We start from the raw sequence: 17,683 nt of genomic DNA on the forward strand, positions 1-17,683 counted from the left end.
CTGTCGGCGCCGCCTTGTCGCTCAGCCAGCTTGCCTCGGCTGTATCAGGATTGGGTGCCACCCACGGTCAACTCGTCGAGCTTGAGGGTCGGCTGACCGACGCCCACCGGCACCCCCTGTCCTTCCTTGCCGCACACCCCGATACCGGTGTCCAGCTCCATGTCGTGGCCGATCATCGAGACCTGGCCCATCGCTTCGGGGCCGTTGCCGATCAGCGTCGCCCCCTTGACCGGCGCGGTGATCCGACCGTCCTCGATCAGGTAGGCTTCACTCGCCGAGAACACGAACTTGCCCGAGGTGATGTCCACCTGGCCGCCGCCGAAGCTGACCGCGTAAAGCCCGCGCGAGACGCTCTTGATGATGTCCTGGGGGTCGTCCATGCCGGCGCGCATGTAGGTATTGGTCATGCGCGGCATCGGCATATGGGCGAAGGATTCGCGACGGGCGTTACCGGTGGGCGCCATGCCCATCAGGCGGGCGTTCAGCTTGTCCTGCATGTAGCCGGTAAGGATGCCGTCCTCGATCAGGGTGGTGCATTGGCTGGGGGTGCCCTCGTCGTCCACCGACATCGAACCACGGCGATCCATCAGGGTGCCGTCGTCGACCACGGTAACGCCGGGCGACGCCACTCGCTCGCCGATACGGCCGGCGAAGGCCGAGCTGCCCTTGCGATTGAAGTCACCCTCGAGGCCATGGCCCACCGCCTCGTGCAGCAGGATGCCGGGCCAGCCGGCCCCCAGTACCACCGGCATCTGTCCGGCGGGGGCATCGGTCGCCTCCAGGTTGACCAGCGCCTGACGCACCGCTTCCCTGGCGTAGGTCTCGGCGACGCCTTCGTCGCGCAGCCTCGCCATGGGGTAGCGGCCGCCACCACCGGCACTGCCGCGTTCACGCCGGCCGTTCTTGACCGCGATGACACTGACATTGAGCCTCACCAGCGGGCGCACGTCGGCGGCGACGGTGCCGTCACTGGCGCTGACCAGTACCACTTCGTAGACGCCGGACAGCGAGGCGCTGACCTGGGACACGCTGGGATCGGCAGCCCGGGCCACCCGGTCGGCCAGCTTGAGCATGGCGACCTTGTCTTCGGCCGACAGCCCTGACAGCGGGTCGATGCCCGCGTAGCGCGGCTCGGCACTGACCTGGATGCGTGGCGCCTGGGTCAGGGTGGCGCCGCTGCGCACGATGCCCGAAGCGGTGCGGCCCGTCTCGGCCAGGGCATCGGCGTTGATCTGGTTGGAGTAGGCGAAGCCGGTCTTCTCGCCGGCCATGGAGCGCACCCCGACGCCACCGTCGATGTTGTAGCTGGCTTCCTTGACCTCGCCGTCCTCCAGCACCCAGCCCTCTTGCCAGGTCCGCTGAAAGTACAGATCGGCGTAGTCGATGCCAGGGCCCAGAGCGTGCCGGAGACCCGTGTCGAGACCGCCGAGATCGAGGCCTCCCGGGGTCAACAGGGTGGCCACGGCCTCATCGAAGGATGCAGCTTGAGATGTCATTGAGCACTTTCCAGAGTGATCCGGGGCGAGGTCCAGGGACCCTGCACCAGATAGTGAATTCGCGTCACCCGGTCGATGACGTCGCCGAACAGCTTGTCGGCCACAAACAGGGCACCGCCCACGACGGGCGCCCCTACGGCCACGGCTGCCAGCGGCAGGTTGTTGCTGACCGGCACGGTCACGCCGAGCATCAGGTCGAGCTGACGTCGCGCCAGGTCGGCGGAGCCGTCCAGGGTAAAGTCGGTGGCGGGGCCATCGATACGAATCGGCCCTTCGGTTTCCAACACTCCACCATACAGGGTCGCGGCACCACTGACACGGTCGAAGGCGGTACCCTCACCGGTGACGTCCGAGAAATCCAGACGCAGGCGCCGCAGCAGGTTGTCGACGTTGAGCAGTCCCACCACCTTGGCCGAGGGCGAGCTGATATTGGCAAAGGTCCCGTCGACCATATCGACGTTCAGGCTACCGCGTGATCGGGCCAGCGCAAACTGCCAGGGGGCCCCCGGCCAGGCCAGCTGACTGTCCACGTCGAGTCTTTCAGCGTGTACCGCCACGTCCTGCCCGAGCGCCGCCAGCGCGGTCCCGGGATCGCCACCGGTGAGCGCCAGTCGCGAGCGCGTCAGGCTGGCCTGACTACCGGAGGCCTCCCATACCAGCGACCCTTCTGCCGTGACCTCGCCCAGGGTGAGGGATACCGGCTCGACCGACAGCCGATCACTGCTGGAACGCCATGCGCCGTTGAAGGGCCCGACCCGATTGCCCTGGTACACGATATCGTCGATGGTGAGACGTCCGTCGGGCAGCTCGCGCACTCGCTGCGGGAAGGCCGCAGGCGCGCTGGTGACTTCAAGCTCACCGAACAAAGAGCCGGACTCGGCACCCTGAACCGCCGTTTGCCCGCTCTCGGGAATCAAGCTGTCCAGCACCAGTCGATCGAGATCGAGCACCAGTGGCTGTGCAACACCCGGGCGGTAGGTCACCTGGCCGTCGACCAGGCTTCCGCCAAGCGCCGCCTGCCACTGCCTGGCGCCTCGGCTGAAGCGGGGACTGGCGTCGATGGTCAGCGTGCCCAGACAACGATCGCCGTCGCTCAGGCAGTCGGTGCGGGCCTCCAGGCGTGACAGTCCCGCCCCGCCGCCGCCACTGGAGCCGCCTTCCGGCATGGCACCGGCCAAGGGCTTCAGGGCGTCGGCCCAGGCGCCCAGATCGAGTCGCTGCAGATAGGCCAGCACCGACCAGCCCGGCTCAGCGGGCCAAGCGCCAGGTGCCGCCCGACCGACCCACAGCTGACCCTGGCTGCCGCCGGGCCCGGCGGCGCGCCAACGGGCGCCGACATCGCGCCCGTACTGGCCGCTCAACACCGGAGAATCGCCGAGGCTCAGGTCCAGCTTGAGCGGTACCGTCTGGGTGGCACGCTTGCCCAGCGGTGCCGGTAGTGCGATCGACAGCCCCTCCAGGGTGCTTTCCAGCGACAGACGCTGGGCATCGAGCTCAAGCCGGCCTTGCCAGGGGAAGGAGCCCGACAGCAGTACCCCAGGCTCGAGCCCCGCCCAGTCCAGCAGCGCCGGCGCTTCGGCGCGTCCGGACAGCGCCACGCTATCGTTGCGGCCCTGAAGGTCGGCCGCCACGCTACCACCGAGCACCTGGCCCTCAAGACGACCGGACAATCCACCTTCTTCGCCCTGCTGGGACCAGGTCAGGGGACCGCTGACGTTCTCGAACTCGAGCTCGGTGCCCTGATGCACGACCCTCGACGCCCGGGCGTCGGCCTCGACCTTCAGGTCCAGGGCGTCCGGGTCGGCCATCGGCAGCGACAGCGACAACTGGCCAGTCACACTACCCTCACCGCGCCAGTTAGTGGCGGCCTCGGCGCCCTCCACCGGCATCTCTTCGAGAAATGCCAGCAACTGCGTCAGCGACGCCGACAGCGGCCCTTCGACGCTGAGTACCTCGTCGGCCAGCTTGACGCTGGCGCCTTCGGTCTTCACGCCCTGGCTCTCGGCATGGTCGACGCGCGCCTCCAGACTGTCATCCTCGACGGACAGGTGGCCACTGACGTTGGTAAGCGCCGGCCAGCCTTCGGCGTAGGGCACCCGCCCCTCGACGATATCCAGATCCAGGCTGAGACTGCTGTCGAGCTTCTCGCTGTCGAGGTCGTCCTGCTCACGCAGCGGCACGTGCAGGCGCAACTGCCCCTGGGGCACCCGCCCGGCCAGACCACTGGCCAGCCAGTCCGCGAGTTCGGCGTCCACATCGTTGCGCAACAGCGGCATCGGCAACCACTCGCTCAAGGCGATATCCCGGGCGTTGACGTCGCGCATGTCCAGCTCAAGACCGAAGCCGCCGCGACGATCGGCGGCGATGGCCAGACCAAAGCCCCCTTCCACCTCGGCGTCGCGCCAGCCGACCTTGAGGTCGCGTCCACTGACGAAGCTGCGCGGCCCGTCGTAGGACCAGATCACCTCGCCGGTGGCGTAGTCGAGCTGCATGGGGGCGGCAAACAGCTCAGGGAAATGCATCGATGCCTGGCCAGCGTCGACGAAGTCCACTCGACCACGGGTGCCGTCGGCTTCCACCCAGACATCCAGCGGGCCGCCGCCGGGCGCACTCTCCCAGGGGTCGACCTCGACCCCCAGCGCGCTGACCCGGGCACGCCACTCGTCATCGAGCCTGCCAAAGCCCAGCCCGGTCACCTGACCGCGGGGCTTCAAGGCGTCCACCGCCCGAGCCAGGCCCTCAGGCAGGCGCAGACGCTCACGCCACTGCGCCAGTGCGCCCAACTCGAAGCCGCTGGCGTTGGCCCACCAGCCGTTTTCGCGGCTGGCCACGTGCCAGTACTGGGGCAAGGCGCCACCTTCCGGCGCGGTTTCGCCGTCGTCGCCGGTCCAGCTCACGTCTTCGGCGTCACCCTCGAACCAGGCCTCCCAGTCATCGACGTCGCGTCTCAGCCACTGACCGCGCAATTCGGCCCCATTGAGCACGATGCCGCCAGGCGAGCCCTCGCCCATCTCCTGGGCGACGGCTGTCGCCATCTCGTCGCGCTGATTGAGCGCCAGGCGCGGTGCCAGTACATCGAGGCGCACATCCGCCAGGCGTCCATTGTCCCAGCGCGCCCAGACGGTGGCGTCCCCGCTGGCCTCGTCGAAACGCAGCACGTCCTCGATGCCGATCAGTCGTGACAAGCCGGTCAGGCTGTCGAGCTGCATGGTGCCCTGCAGGGCGGCGCTGAAATTGCTCGCCTCGCGACTGCCCGGCGTCAAGGCCATGACGATCTCCATGGCCTCGGCGTCGCGATCCTCGATGAATACCTCACCCTCGATATGGGTGCGCATCTCATCGCCGGTCATCAACAGCCGCGGCGCATGCAGGGTGGTCACCTCGCGGCGCCCGTGCAGCACCACGCGCAGGTCATCGACCCAGGCACGTTGGCGCAGCATGACGCCGACCCAGAAGTCCAGACGCTCGAGGTCAAACTGCCCTTCGGGCATCAGTTCGGGGGGGATACGCGCCGGCTGTGGCCACAGCCAACGACGTTCGCGGTCCTGATAAAGGTGGAGGGTGACGCCCTGGAAGTGGGCCTTGTCGACCACCGGCAGCCCCTCGTCAAGGCTCGCCAGGGTGTCCAGGCGCACTTCACCGCGCTCGACCTGCAACAACGGATAGCTGCCCGTGGCGTCTTCGGCCTCGAGTCGCAGCCCGTCCAGGGTCAAGCCGGGGTCGAGGCCGTGCAGACTGCCTTCGAGACTCACCAGATGGGTCTCCGCCTCGAAGCGCGACGCTATCATCTCGACCAGTCGATCCTCGAGGCGATCGACCTGGCCCAGCGACACGCGCAGCACCAGCGACAGCAGCGCGGCCATCGCCAGCACTACCGCCACCAGCGTCAACAACCAGCGAGTCAGCAGGCGGATCGGCCTCATCGGATCACATCAGCACGATGTCGTACTGCTCCTGGGAATAGTGGGTCTCGACCTGAAAACGAATGGTCTTGCCGATAAATTCCTCGAGATCTGCGACCGCTGCCGACTCCTCGTCGAGCAGTCGATCCACCACCGCCTGGGAGGCCAGCACCGCGTAGGTTTCGGCGTTGTAGGCGCGCTCTTCACGCAGGATCTCGCGAAAGATCTCGTAGCACACCGATTCCGGCGTCTTGAGGGTGCCCCTGCCCTGGCAGGAAGGACACGGCTCGCACAGAGTCTGCTCGAGGCTTTCACGGGTGCGTTTGCGGGTCAGCTGTACCAGCCCCAACTCGGTGACGCCGGTGCATTTGGTCTTGGCGTGATCCCGTTCCAGCGACTTCTCGAGCATCCTCAGCACCTGGCGCTGGTGCTCGGTGTCCACCATGTCGATGAAGTCGATGATGATGATGCCGCCGAGATTGCGCAGACGCAGTTGACGGGCGATGGCGGTGGCCGCCTCGAGGTTGGTCTTGAAGATGGTTTCTTCGAGGTTGCGGTGACCGACGTAGGCGCCGGTGTTGACGTCGATGGTGGTCATCGCCTCGGTGGGGTCGATCACCAGGTAGCCGCCGGACTTGAGCTGGACCTTGCGCGCCAGCGCCTTCTGGATCTCGTCCTCGACGCTGTACAGGTCGAAGATCGGTCGCTCGCCGGCGTAATGTTCGATGCGTCCCACCGCCGAGGGCATGAACTCCTCGGCGAACTCGACCAGCTTGACGTGGTTTTCGCGGGAGTCGATGCGCACCTTCTCGATATCGTCGCGCATGACGTCGCGCAGGGTGCGCATGAACAATGGCAGATCGTCGTAGATGACGCTGGGCGCCGGCGCGGTCAACCGACGTTCACTGACCTTGCGCCATAGCCGCAGCAGGAAGTGCATGTCGGCGACCATCTCCTCGAGCGTCACGCCCTCGGCGGCGGTGCGCACGATAAAGCCACCGGTGACCTCGATCTGCTGCTCGGCCGCGGCTTCCTCGACCAGACCGCGCAGGCGCTCGCGCTCGGTCTCGTCCTCGATGCGCTGGGACACGCCGTTATGAGGCGAGTCCGGCATGTACACCAGGTAGCGCGACGGCACCGACAAGTGGGTGGTCAGGCGAGCGCCCTTGGAGCCGATGGGGTCCTTGGTGACCTGAACCACCAGCGACTGGCCTTCATGCAAGAGCTGCGAGATGGACGGCTGGTCATCACCGTTGGCGCTGTGCTCACCGACATCGTGGGCGTGAATGAAGGCTGCACGAGACAGGCCAATATCGACAAAGGCCGCCTGCATGCCGGGCAGTACCCTCACCACCTTGCCCTGGTAGATATTGCCGACGATGCCACGACGCCTGGCCCTCTCGATGAAGGCCTCCTGCAGCACGCCGTTCTCCACCACGGCCACGCGGGTTTCCATGGGCGTCAGGTTGATGAGTACTTCACCACTCATTCGGCAGTCCTTGTCCTTTGATGTCTCGCGCCATTATGACATAGCCGCTGGCGGTTGCGATGGCGCTGGCGCCGGACCTCCCGTCCGGCTCGACTGAAGCAGCACACGCCTGCCGGTGGCCCAGCGGGTGGCTCGCCGTCTCGTCGAGCGGCGGCGCCACTACACCTTCACGCCACCCTCACGACAGCCTCACGACACAGTCACAATAAAGCGCCGTTCCACACAGGCACGCGCTGTCGGCGCAGCAGGCTCGCCGTCTCGTAGAGCGGCAGCCCCACCACCGCGGAATAGCTGCCTTCGACGCGCTCGACGAAGATCGAGGCGAGCCCCTGGATGGCGTAACCGCCTGCCTTGTCGGCAGGCTCACCGGTGCGCCAGTAGTTGCGAATCTCGTCGCCCTGGAGCTCACGCATCAGCACATCGCTGACGACCGTTGCCTCGAGCACCCCGGCGGGTCCGCTGACCGCCACCGAGGTCATCACCTGATGCCAGCGCCCGGACAGCGAGCGCAGCATGACAAAGGCGTCCTCGGCGTCGACAGGCTTGCCGAGAATCTCGCCGTCGCGCACTACCGACGTGTCGGAGCCCAGCACCGGCAAGTCGAGGCCCGTCTCACGCCTGGACCTGGACTCAGACCCAGTCTCGGCTTCTGCCCCAGCCACGGCCTTGGCCCGGGCCAGGCGGGCGACGTAATCCCGGGCCGCTTCATCAGGATGCGGCGTCTCGTCGATATCCACCGGCGCGATCTCCACCGCCACACCGATGCTCGCCAGCAGCTCACGCCGCCGGGGCGAGGCAGAGGCCAGGCGCAGCACCGGGGAATTCACATCAGCATCGAGGGGCTCACTCATTGCTTGCGTCTCCAACGCTTTCGTGGGGGCTCAGGTCATGAGGGATTCAGGTCTTGGCGGAACGCCGGCCGATGGCCTTGAACAGGGTCGCCAGCCAAGGCCACAGCGCCGCCCCGATCAACGATGGCATCAGAAACGACAGGTGCATGGAAAACGGGCCGAACAGGGTACGCAGCCACTGTTCCACCAACTGCACCAGTCCCAGCAGGACGAAGATCAGCACCGCCTGCTGGAGCAGCGAGTAGGTCCTGAAGCGGGGATATACCAGCGCCGAGAGGAAGGCCAGCAACGACAGCGTCAGCGCGCTCTGCCCGAGCGGCGCCCCTTCGATGAGGTCCAGCAGCAGGCCCAGCACGAAACCATGAAAGACGCCCACCCGGTCGGGCTGTGCCATGCACCAGTACAACAGCATCAGGCCCAGCCAGTCGGGCCGCCAGACCTGCCAGCCGTCGGCCATGGGCATGACCTGCAGACACAGCGCCAGAGACAGGGTCAACCATACCCACACCAGGCTGACGCGAGGGGTAGCGGCCATCAGTCGTCCTCCTCGTCTTGCTCGGGGGGCGTCAACAGCTCACCCAGGCGGCGGGCTGCCTCGACGGCCTCGGGGTCCAGTTCCGGGTGCCAGCGTCCTCGCGAGACGTCGAGCGCAGGCTCCGGCGGAAACAGCAGAAGGAAGTGACGCGAGCGCTGCAACTGGGCGACGGGAGCGGCGCTGACCGTGGCGAAGGGCTCGCCAGGATCGTGACTGACGTCGCTGACCCTGGCCACCGGATAACCCGCAGGAAAGCGTCCGGCCAGGCCGGAGCTCATCAGCAGGTCACCGACGCGAATGTCGGCGGTATCCGGCACGTGCAGCACCTTCAGCGCGTCGTAGCTGCCGGTACCCTGGATGATGAAGCGAAGCCCGTTGCGATTGACCTGGATCGGCAAGGCGTGACTGGCATCGGTAAGCATCAGCACGCGGCTCGAGTAGGCGGAAAGCTCGCTGACCTGACCGGCGATACCGGAGGAGTCCATCACCGGCTGACCGACATAGACGCCATCGCGGCGGCCACGATCGATCACCATCTGGTGGGTGAAGGGGTCGGGATCCAGCGACAGCAGTTCGGCGGTGAGGTAAGGCACCTCGTGATCCCGGGCGGCGTCGAGCAGCTCGCGCAGGCGCACGTTCTCGGCGGTCAGGCTGGCCATGCGCTGTACCCGATGGGACAGGGTCAGCAGCTGCTCGCGCAGTCGCGCGTTCTCTTCCACCAGCGAGCGTTGCTCGGACAGCGCCAGGGCGCCCCAGTTGAGCACGTCACTGGGCAGACTGACGGCCCACTGGATCGGCGCCACCAGCGTCGACAACTGGGCACGCACCGATTCCATTCGGGTGAAGTGGGTATCGACAAACATCAGCCCGCCCGCGAGCACCGCACACAACAGCATGCGGTACCCGGGCACGGAGCCATGCGAGAACAGCGGTTTGATAGGCCGACTCCCTGGAGGTCCTGGGCCAGACGTCGTCAGTCGCTGGAGAGCAGCTCGAAGGTGTGCTGATCGATCATCTCCAGCGCCTTGCCGCCACCACGTGCCACGCAAGTGAGCGGGTCATCGGCGACCACCACCGGCAGGCCGGTCTCCTCGGCGATCAGCTTGTCCAGATCACGCAGCAGCGCGCCACCACCGGTCAGCACCAGGCCGCGCTCGGCGATGTCTGATGCAAGCTCGGGCGGTGACTGTTCCAGGGCGCTCTTGACCGCCGACACGATGGAGCCAAGCGGCTCCTGCAGGGCGTCGAGGATCTCGTGGGAATTGAGGGTGAAGCTGCGCGGAATGCCTTCGGCCAGGTTGCGACCGCGCACGTCGATTTCGCGCAGCTCGCCGCCCGGATAGGCACAGCCGATCTCTTCCTTGATGCGCTCGGCGGTGGCTTCGCCGATCAGGCTGCCATAGTGGCGCCGTACATAGGAACTGATGGCCTCGTCGAAACGATCGCCGCCGATGCGGATGGACTCGGAATAGACCACGCCATTGAGCGAGATGATGGCGATCTCGGAGGTACCACCACCGATGTCGACAACCATCGAACCCTGCGCCTCTTCCACCGGCAGCCCGGCCCCGATGGCCGCGGCCATGGGTTCCTCGATCAGGAAGACTTCACGGGCACCAGCGCCCTCGGCGGACTCCTTGATGGCGCGACGCTCGACCTGCGTGGACATGCAGGGAACGCACACCAGGACCCGGGGGCTCGGCGTCAGGAAGGTGCTCTGATGCACCTTGCGGATAAAGTACTGGAGCATCTGCTCGGTCACGGTGAAGTCGGCGATGACGCCGTCCTTCATCGGACGAATGGCGGTGATGTTTCCGGGGGTGCGGCCCAGCATGCGCTTGGCATCGGCGCCGACCGCAGCAACGCTGCGCATGTTGCCGGACTGCCGAATCGCGACCACGGAGGGTTCATCCAGGACGATCCCGCGATGACGCACATAGATGAGCGTATTGGCCGTCCCCAGGTCGATCGACAGATCGCTGGAAAACACACCTCGTAAACGTTTGAACATGGATAAAGATACCTAGTGCAGACCGGAAACCCTGTGCGGACGCAAACGGTATCACTGACCCCCCCTAGCGGCAAGCGTGATGCGCGTCTCCCTTGACCGGCAAGACCTGCCCGACGACGCGCGAATGTGGTACCTTCTGCGGTCATTTCATGGACCCCTTCCGTCGAGGAATTGATCATGGCGCTTGAACACGCCGAGGTCCTCCGTGCCGCTCACCTGGCCCGGATCGACCTTTCTGAGAATGACGCAGCCCACTATCACGACGATCTCGGCCGGATCCTGGAGATGGTCGATCAGCTCCAGGCGCTCGACACCGAAGGCGTCGCCCCGCTGGCTCACCCCCTCGATGCCACCCAGCGCCTGCGCGCCGACGAGGTCACCGAGAACGACCAGCGCGAGCACTTCCAGCGCTGCGCTCCCCAGGTCGAGAATGGCCTGTACCTGGTGCCGCGGGTCGTCGAGTGACCCCGCGCCCCACCCTTCTCGACATTGGATTCACGCATACAGGGAGCCAGGCCCATGCATGACAGGACACTGACCGAGATCAGCCAGGCGCTCGACGCCGGCGAGATCTCCAGTCGCGAGCTGACCCAGGATCTGCTCGGACGCATCGACCGCCTCGACGGCACACTCAACAGCTTCGTCAGCGTCACCGCCGACCAGGCTCTCGAGGCCGCCGAAGCCGCCGACCAGGCCCGCGCCCGCGGCGAAGCCGGCCGCCTGACCGGCGTGCCGCTGGCACTCAAGGACATCTTCTGCACCCAGGGGGTCAAGACCAGCTGCGGCTCGAAGATGCTCGACAACTTCGTCGCCCCCTACGACGCCACCGTGGTGGAAAAGCTCAAGGCCGCCGGCACGGTCAGCCTGGGCAAGACCAACATGGACGAATTCGCCATGGGCTCCTCCAACGAGTCGAGCTTCTATGGCCCGGTCAAGAACCCGTGGGATCTTGACGCCGTCCCCGGCGGCTCCTCCGGCGGCAGCGCCGCCGCCGTCGCCGCGGGCCTGGTGCCGGCGGCACTGGGTACCGATACCGGCGGCTCGATCCGCCAGCCGGCAGCCTTCTGCGGCATCACCGGGCTCAAGCCGACCTATGGCCGGGTCTCGCGCTACGGCATGATCGCCTACGCCTCGAGCCTCGATCAGGGCGGCCCCATGGCCCGCAGCGCCGAAGACTGCGCCCACCTGCTCAACGTCATCGCCGGCCATGACGTGCGCGACTCCACCAGCGTGGCCCGCGGTGTTCCCGACTACACCGAGGAGCTCAGCGCGCCGCTGTCCGGCCTCAAGATCGGCCTGCCCAAGGAATACTTCGGCGACGGCCTCGATGCCGGCGTCAACCAGGCCATCGGCGAAGCGATCAAGGTCTACGAATCGCTCGGCGCCAGCGTGCGCGAGGTCAGCCTGCCCCACACCGCCTACGCCATCCCGGCCTACTACGTGATCGCGCCGGCGGAGGCCTCCTCCAACCTGTCGCGCTACGACGGGGTGCGCTTCGGCCATCGCTGCGATAACCCCGAGGACCTCATCGATCTGTACAAGCGCTCCCGCGCGGAGGGCTTCGGCGAGGAGGTCAAGCGACGCATCCTGATCGGCACCCACACCCTGTCCGAAGGCTTCTTCGACGCCTACTACAAGAAGGCCCAGCAGGTTCGCCGATTGATTCGACAGGACTTCCTCGACGCCTTCGAAGAGGTCGATGTGCTGATGGGCCCCGCCGCGCCGACCCCGGCCTTCGACCTGGGCGCCCAGAAGGACCCGGTCTCGATGTACCTGCAGGACATCTACACCATCGCCGTCAACCTGGCGGGCATCCCCGGCATCAGCGTTCCGGCGGGCTTCGCCGGCAAGCGCCCGGTGGGCCTGCAGATCCTCGGCACCCACTTCGCCGAGACCCGTCTGCTCAACGTGGCTCACCAGTTCCAGCAGGCCACCGACTGGCATTTGAAGCGTCCCGAGATGACCGAGGAGAACTCCTGATGCAGTGGGAAACCGTCATTGGTCTCGAGGTGCACGTCCAGCTCGCGACCCGCTCCAAGATCTTTTCCGGCTCCTCCACCGCCTTCGGTGCCGAGCCCAACACCCAGGCCAATGCCGTTGACCTGGGCCTGCCCGGCGTGCTGCCCGTGCTCAACGAGCAGGCGGTGGCGATGGCGTTGAAATTCGGCCTCGGCATCCACGCCGAGATCCCCGAGGTATCGGTGTTCGATCGCAAGAACTACTTCTACGCCGACCTGCCCAAGGGCTACCAGACCAGCCAGATGTACCATCCCATCGTCGGCGCCGGCGAAGTGGAGATCTGCCTGGAGGACGGCGAGAACAAGGTCATCCGGGTGCACCACGCCCACCTCGAGGAAGACGCCGGCAAGTCGCTGCACGAGGACTTCCACGGCATGACCGGCATCGACCTGAACCGGGCCGGCACGCCGCTGCTGGAGATCGTCTCGGAGCCGGACATGCGCTCGGCCAAGGAGGCGGCGGCCTACCTCAAGGCGATCCACTCCATCGTCACCTATCTCGGCATCTCCGACGGCAACATGGCCGAAGGCTCGATGCGCTGTGACGTCAACGTCTCGGTCAGACCCAAGGGTCAGCAGGAATTCGGCACCCGTGCCGAGATCAAAAACGTCAACTCCTTCCGCTTCGTCGAGCGCGCCATCGCCTACGAGGTCGAGCGCCAGATCGAGCTGATCGAGGACGGCGGCAAGGTGGTGCAGGAAACCCGCCTTTACGACCCCGAGGCCGACGAGACCCGCAGCATGCGGACCAAGGAAGAAGCCAACGACTACCGCTACTTCCCCTGCCCCGACCTGCTGCCGGTGGTGCTCGACTGCGCCTACGTCGACCACCTGCGCGAGAGCCTGCCCGAGCTGCCCGCCGAGAAGCGCGCGCGCTTCCAGAGCGAGCTGGGACTGTCCGCCTACGACGCCGGGGTGCTGTCGGCCAGCCGCGAGATGGCCGAGTACTTCGAGCAGGTCAAGGACATCTGTGGCGACGCCAAGCAGGCCGCAAACTGGGTCCAGGGCGAGCTATCCGGCGCGCTCAACCGTGACGGACTGGACATCTCCGACAGCCCGGTCAGCGCCGAGCAGCTCGGCGGCCTGGTCAAGCGAGTGATCGACTCGACCATCAACGGCAAGGCCGCCAAGCAGGTGTTCCAGGCGCTGTGGAACGGTGAAGGCGAAAGCGCCGACGCCATCATCGAGGCCAAGGGCCTGAAGCAGGTCACCGACACCGGCGCCATCGAGGCCATGGTCGACCAGGTGATCAGCGACAGTCCGGCCCAGGTGGCCCAGTACCGTGACGCCGAGCCCGACAAGCGCGGCAAGATGATCGGCTACTTTGTCGGCCAGGTGATGAAGGCCTCACGCGGCACCGCCAACCCCCAGCAGGTCAACGCCCTGCTCAAGGAAAAGCTCGACGCCCTGTGCTGATGGGCGCTACGGCGACCACCGGCGATGGCAGCGCCATCGCCGGCTTCCACTGGCTTTACCCAAGGAACCCGCGATGTCGGACGATGTCGGTACCCGCCTGAGGGCCCTGCGAAACCTGCGCAACATCTCCCAGCGCGAGCTGGCCAAGCGCTGCGGGGTAACCCATTCCAGCCTGTCGCTGATCGAACAGGGCAAGGTCAGCCCCTCGGTCAGCTCGCTGAAAAAGATCCTCGACGCCATCCCGATGAGCGTCGGCGACTTCTTCACCATGGATCTGGAGAGCAAGAACCAGGTGTTCTACAGCGCCGACGAACTGACCGACATGGGCAGCGGCGACGTGGTGTTCAAGCTGGTGGGCGCCAACCGCGAGTCACGCGCCCTGTCGTTTCTGATCGAGACCTACCCCCCGGGCACCGATACCGGCCGCGAGATGATCACCCACCAGGGCGAGGAAGCCGGGGTGGTGCTCGAGGGCGAGATCGAGATCACCATCGGTGCCGAGACCCGGGTGCTGGGTGCCGGCGAGGCGTACTACTTCGACACCAACGTGCCCCACCGCTTTCGCAACCCCAGCGAGACCCTCTGTCGGCTAGTCAGCTGCACCACCCCAGCTCGAGCCTTCTAGCTAGCGGCGAATACCGTGGCGTAGGCTTAGCGGCGCCCGCCCAGTTCCTGCCATCTGGTCAGTTGCACCACCCCGGCTCGAGCCTTCTAGCGGCGCTCGGACACGCCGGCGTCGACTCATAGGCACGGCCCGTCCCGAAAACCACAAAAAAGGCCACGCAAGGCGTGGCCAATCAGGGAGTCATCTCCCATCAGTGCGCGTTGATGACATCGGACCGGAAGTCTAGCTCAAGGCGATCCAGACGCTCTTGAGTTCGGTGTATTCGGCCAGCGAGTGGTGCGACTTGTCGCGGCCATTGCCGGACTGCTTGACCCCGCCGAAGGGCACGCTCTGATCCCCGCCTGCCCAGTTGTTGACGAACACCTGGCCCGACTGCAGACGACGACTGACCCGCATGATGCGGTCGACGTCCTGACTCCACACCCCGGCGGCCAGCCCATAGACCGAGTCGTTGGCCAGGGCGATGGCCTGCTCTTCGCTGTCGAAGCCGAACACCGACAGCACCGGGCCAAAGATCTCTTCACGCCCGATCGTCATGTCCTCGGTGACACCGTCGAACACCGTCGGCTGGATGAACAGCCCCGGCCCGTCGAACGCCTCGCCGCCGGCACGCAGCCGTCCGCCTTCTTCCTGCCCCTGGCGAATGAAGTCGAGGATGCGGCGGTGCTGGGTCGCATCGACAATCGCCCCCATGAAGCTCGACGGGTCCAGCGGATCCCCCGGCTGCATCGACTCGGCCGCCGCCAGCAGGTGCTCGATAAAGGCCTCGCGCACACTGTTCTCGACCAGCAGCCGCGAACCGGCGATACACACCTCCCCCTGGTTGTGGAAGATCGCCTCGGCGGCGTGGTGCGCCACCTGGGCGAGATTCTTGCAGTCGGCGAACACCAGATTGGGGCTCTTACCACCGCACTCCAGATAGACCCGCTTGAGGTTCGACTGACCGGCGTACTGCATCAGCTGCTTGCCGACCGCGGTGGAGCCGGTGAAGGCCAGGCAGTCGACGTCCATCGACAGTGCCAGCGCCTTGCCCACGGTGTGACCATAGCCCGGCAACACCTGCAGCACGCCTCGCGGCAGGCCAGCCTCCTGGGCCAGGGCAGCCAGACGCAGCGCCGACAGTGGCGACTTCTCCGACGGTTTGAGGATGACGCTGTTGCCGGCGGCCAGGGCCGGTGCGATCTTCCAGGCGGTCATCATCATCGGGAAGTTCCAGGGCACGATGGAAGCCACCACCCCGATCGGCTCGCGCAGCACCAGCGCGAGCGCCTCTTCGCCGGTGGGCGCGACCTCACCGTAGAGCTTGTCGATGGATTCGGCCTGGTGACGCATCGCACCGATGGCGCCGGCCATGTCACCCAGCGCACTGGAGATCGGCTTGCCCATGTCCAGAGTGTCGAGCAGCGCCAGTTCGTCGCGGTGGGCCTCCATCAGCTCGGCCAGCCGCAGCAGCACCCGCTTGCGCCGGGTCGGCGCCAGGCGCGACCATTCACCACCATCGAAGGCGCGCCGGGCGTGGGCAACCGCCAGCTCGGCATCGGCCTGATCACAGCTTGCGACCCGCGCCAGCACTTCCCCCGTGGCGGGGTTGATGGTCTCGAAGGTCTCGCCGCCGGCGGCATCGACGAAGCGGTCATCGATATAGGCGCGGGTTTCCAGCCGCGCCGTCAGGGTGTCGGCCAGGGCCTTCCAGCCAGCCTTGTCGAGGGGACGACTCATGCATCAGCCTCCTCGGCGGCGGTGATCTCGACGCCCTGGGCGGTCAGCCGGCGCAGCGTCTCGTCCAGCGCCTCCCGGGCCAGACGCACCAGTTCGTCGATTTCGTCGTGGCTGATCACCAGGGGCGGTGAAATGACCATGGTGTCTCCCACCGAGCGCATCACCAGGCCTGTCTCGAAGCAGATATCGCGACACAGGTTGCCCACCGCCAGCGACTTGTCGAAGCGCTTGCCGCTGTCCTTGTCGGCGACGATCTCCAGGGCGCCGATCAGACCCAGCGAGCGCGCCTCGCCGATCAGCGGGTGGGACTCCAGGGACTTCCAGCGCGTCGCCAGGTAAGGCCCCAGATCATCACGCACCCGCTCGACCACGCCTTCGGCCTGCATCAACTCAAGGTTCTTGAGCGCTACCGCGGCGCACACCGGATGCCCCGAGTAGGTGAAGCCGTGGTAGAACTCGCCGCCCTCGTCGATCAGGGTGTCGGCGACACGATCACCGACCAGTACGCCACCGATCGGCAGGTAGCCGGAGGACAGCCCCTTGGCGATCGGCATCAGGTCGGGCTTGAGGTCGTAGTGGACGCTGCCGAACCACTCGCCCAGACGCCCGAAACCACAGATCACCTCGTCGACTACCAGCAGGATCTGGTGGCGCTCGAGCACCTCCTTGATCGCCGGCCAGTAGCTGTCCGGGGGAATGATGGCGCCGCCGGCACCCTGTACCGGCTCGGCGATAAAGGCCGCGACCTTGTCGGACCCCAGCTCCTGGATACGCGCCTCGAGCGCCTCGGCGCAGGCACGACCGAAGGCCTCCGGAGTCTGATCTCGCCCTTCGCCGAACCAGTAAGGCTGACGGATGTGGGTAATACCCGGCACACAGGGACCACCCTGTTCATGCATCGGCGCCATGCCGCCCAGGCTCATGCCGGCCACGGTGGAGCCGTGATAGCCGTTTTCGCGACCGATGATCCACTGCTTGTCTGGCTGGCCCTTTAGCGCCCAGTAGCGACGCACCATCCGCAGCACGGTGTCGTTGGCCTCGGAGCCGGAACCGGTGAAGAACACCCGGTTCATGTGCGCCGGTGCCAGTCGACACAGGGTCTCGGCAAGCTCCACCGCCGGTGGATGAGTGGTCTTGAAGAAATTGTTGTAGTACGGCAGCTGGGTGAGCTGCTCGCTGGCGGCGTCCACCAACTCCTGACGCCCATAGCCGAGGTTGACGCACCAGAGCCCCGCCATGCCATCGAGGATGCGATGCCCATCCGCGTCCTGGATGTAGACCCCCTCGGCGTCAACGATGATACGACTGCCTTCCTCCCCGAGCGCCTTGAAGTCGGTGAAGGGGTGCAGATGGTGTTCGCGATCGAGCTCTTTGAGCCGTGCGGCGCCTGGCGAGGTCATGGCCAAGTCTCCCGATATTGGTGAGTTGCTTTGTTATGGTTTACTCAACATAACCACCCTTCTCGTGAAAGCCAAGCCCGGCGCAGCATTTCCTCATAAAAAAACCATAAGCTACTGATTTACCGTCCACGACCATCGTACAATGTCGATATTTTTTATTTTTAGCCACAAAAAAAATTGACAACCACCGACCAAACGACCAACTTTCATTGACGCCAAAC

At 66.1% G+C, this 17,683-nt stretch carries 13 protein-coding genes; 4 read left to right on the top strand and 9 right to left on the bottom strand.

Annotated elements, in window-relative coordinates:
* Positions 1 to 44 precede the first annotated feature (44 nt).
* The 7 genes from tldD to KUV74_RS13850 all read right to left on the bottom strand — a co-directional run bounded on the left by tldD (position 45) and on the right by KUV74_RS13850 (position 10,284).
* Positions 45 to 1,496 carry a metalloprotease TldD gene (gene tldD, locus KUV74_RS13820; RefSeq protein ID WP_222516607.1) on the bottom strand — a complete coding sequence of 484 codons (1,452 nt, stop codon included), beginning with the start codon at positions 1,494 to 1,496 and terminating at the stop codon, positions 45 to 47.
* Positions 1,493 to 5,419 (bottom strand): YhdP family protein, encoded by a 3,927-nt coding sequence (locus KUV74_RS13825; protein WP_222516608.1) that lies wholly within the window; start codon positions 5,417 to 5,419, stop codon positions 1,493 to 1,495. Before KUV74_RS13825 ends, tldD begins: the two co-directional genes overlap by 4 nt.
* A 4-nt stretch (positions 5,420 to 5,423) precedes the next feature.
* A complete protein-coding gene (gene rng, locus KUV74_RS13830; protein ID WP_124803768.1) occupies positions 5,424 to 6,887 on the bottom strand; it encodes a ribonuclease G in 1,464 nt (487 codons plus the stop codon).
* A gap of 200 nt (positions 6,888 to 7,087) precedes the next feature.
* Positions 7,088 to 7,738 (bottom strand): Maf family protein, encoded by a 651-nt coding sequence (locus KUV74_RS13835; RefSeq protein WP_222516609.1) that lies wholly within the window; start codon positions 7,736 to 7,738, stop codon positions 7,088 to 7,090.
* 46 nt (positions 7,739 to 7,784) lie between these two features.
* Positions 7,785 to 8,273, bottom strand: a complete 489-nt coding sequence (mreD, locus tag KUV74_RS13840) for a rod shape-determining protein MreD (RefSeq protein ID WP_045993054.1) — start codon at positions 8,271 to 8,273, stop codon at positions 7,785 to 7,787.
* Positions 8,273 to 9,169 carry a rod shape-determining protein MreC gene (gene mreC, locus KUV74_RS13845; protein WP_045993053.1) on the bottom strand — a complete coding sequence of 299 codons (897 nt, stop codon included), beginning with the start codon at positions 9,167 to 9,169 and terminating at the stop codon, positions 8,273 to 8,275. The genes mreD and mreC overlap by 1 nt, the downstream gene beginning before the upstream one ends.
* A 77-nt stretch (positions 9,170 to 9,246) precedes the next feature.
* On the bottom strand, positions 9,247 to 10,284 hold the full coding sequence (locus KUV74_RS13850) for a rod shape-determining protein (RefSeq protein WP_045993052.1): 1,038 nt from the start codon (positions 10,282 to 10,284) through the stop codon (positions 9,247 to 9,249).
* A gap of 177 nt (positions 10,285 to 10,461) precedes the next feature.
* On the opposite strand from KUV74_RS13850, the gene gatC reads away from it, so the two are divergent.
* From gatC to KUV74_RS13870, 4 genes are all read left to right on the top strand, one after another.
* Positions 10,462 to 10,749, top strand: coding sequence for an Asp-tRNA(Asn)/Glu-tRNA(Gln) amidotransferase subunit GatC (gene gatC, locus KUV74_RS13855; protein ID WP_045993051.1), 288 nt, complete (start codon positions 10,462 to 10,464; stop codon positions 10,747 to 10,749).
* A gap of 54 nt (positions 10,750 to 10,803) precedes the next feature.
* Complete coding sequence (gatA, locus tag KUV74_RS13860; RefSeq protein ID WP_045993050.1) at positions 10,804 to 12,264, top strand: Asp-tRNA(Asn)/Glu-tRNA(Gln) amidotransferase subunit GatA; 1,461 nt, start codon at positions 10,804 to 10,806, stop codon at positions 12,262 to 12,264.
* Positions 12,264 to 13,718, top strand: coding sequence for an Asp-tRNA(Asn)/Glu-tRNA(Gln) amidotransferase subunit GatB (gene gatB / locus KUV74_RS13865; protein WP_222516610.1), 1,455 nt, complete (start codon positions 12,264 to 12,266; stop codon positions 13,716 to 13,718). Before gatA ends, gatB begins: the two co-directional genes overlap by 1 nt.
* A gap of 73 nt (positions 13,719 to 13,791) precedes the next feature.
* Positions 13,792 to 14,343, top strand: coding sequence for a cupin domain-containing protein (locus KUV74_RS13870; protein WP_045993048.1), 552 nt, complete (start codon positions 13,792 to 13,794; stop codon positions 14,341 to 14,343).
* A gap of 222 nt (positions 14,344 to 14,565) precedes the next feature.
* Here the strand turns inward: KUV74_RS13870 and KUV74_RS13875 are convergent, their stop codons facing one another.
* Together KUV74_RS13875 and KUV74_RS13880 are read right to left on the bottom strand one after the other, a co-directional pair.
* Entirely contained in the window at positions 14,566 to 16,062 is a 1,497-nt protein-coding gene (locus KUV74_RS13875) for an aldehyde dehydrogenase (RefSeq protein ID WP_222516611.1), read from the bottom strand.
* A complete protein-coding gene (locus KUV74_RS13880) occupies positions 16,059 to 17,462 on the bottom strand; it encodes an aspartate aminotransferase family protein (RefSeq protein ID WP_222516612.1) in 1,404 nt (467 codons plus the stop codon). Before KUV74_RS13880 ends, KUV74_RS13875 begins: the two co-directional genes overlap by 4 nt.
* Between the last annotated feature and the right edge of the window lie 221 nt (positions 17,463 to 17,683).

Origin of the sequence: Halomonas sp. DP1Y21-3, from assembly GCF_019801245.1 — a bacterium.
Lineage (GTDB): Bacteria > Pseudomonadota > Gammaproteobacteria > Pseudomonadales > Halomonadaceae > Halomonas > Halomonas litopenaei.

What these genes read in the sequence shown, in the direction of transcription:
- tldD (WP_222516607.1), bottom strand. Translation starts at nt 1,496, where the DNA reads ATGACATCTCAAGCTGCATCCTTCGATGAGGCCGTGGCCACCCTGTTG.
- KUV74_RS13825 (WP_222516608.1), bottom strand. Translation starts at nt 5,419, where the DNA reads ATGAGGCCGATCCGCCTGCTGACTCGCTGGTTGTTGACGCTGGTGGCG.
- rng (WP_124803768.1), bottom strand. Translation starts at nt 6,887, where the DNA reads ATGAGTGGTGAAGTACTCATCAACCTGACGCCCATGGAAACCCGCGTG.
- KUV74_RS13835 (WP_222516609.1), bottom strand. Translation starts at nt 7,738, where the DNA reads ATGAGTGAGCCCCTCGATGCTGATGTGAATTCCCCGGTGCTGCGCCTG.
- mreD (WP_045993054.1), bottom strand. Translation starts at nt 8,273, where the DNA reads ATGGCCGCTACCCCTCGCGTCAGCCTGGTGTGGGTATGGTTGACCCTG.
- mreC (WP_045993053.1), bottom strand. Translation starts at nt 9,169, where the DNA reads ATGCTGTTGTGTGCGGTGCTCGCGGGCGGGCTGATGTTTGTCGATACC.
- KUV74_RS13850 (WP_045993052.1), bottom strand. Translation starts at nt 10,284, where the DNA reads ATGTTCAAACGTTTACGAGGTGTGTTTTCCAGCGATCTGTCGATCGAC.
- gatC (WP_045993051.1), top strand. Translation starts at nt 10,462, where the DNA reads ATGGCGCTTGAACACGCCGAGGTCCTCCGTGCCGCTCACCTGGCCCGG.
- gatA (WP_045993050.1), top strand. Translation starts at nt 10,804, where the DNA reads ATGCATGACAGGACACTGACCGAGATCAGCCAGGCGCTCGACGCCGGC.
- gatB (WP_222516610.1), top strand. Translation starts at nt 12,264, where the DNA reads ATGCAGTGGGAAACCGTCATTGGTCTCGAGGTGCACGTCCAGCTCGCG.
- KUV74_RS13870 (WP_045993048.1), top strand. Translation starts at nt 13,792, where the DNA reads ATGTCGGACGATGTCGGTACCCGCCTGAGGGCCCTGCGAAACCTGCGC.
- KUV74_RS13875 (WP_222516611.1), bottom strand. Translation starts at nt 16,062, where the DNA reads ATGAGTCGTCCCCTCGACAAGGCTGGCTGGAAGGCCCTGGCCGACACC.
- KUV74_RS13880 (WP_222516612.1), bottom strand. Translation starts at nt 17,462, where the DNA reads ATGACCTCGCCAGGCGCCGCACGGCTCAAAGAGCTCGATCGCGAACAC.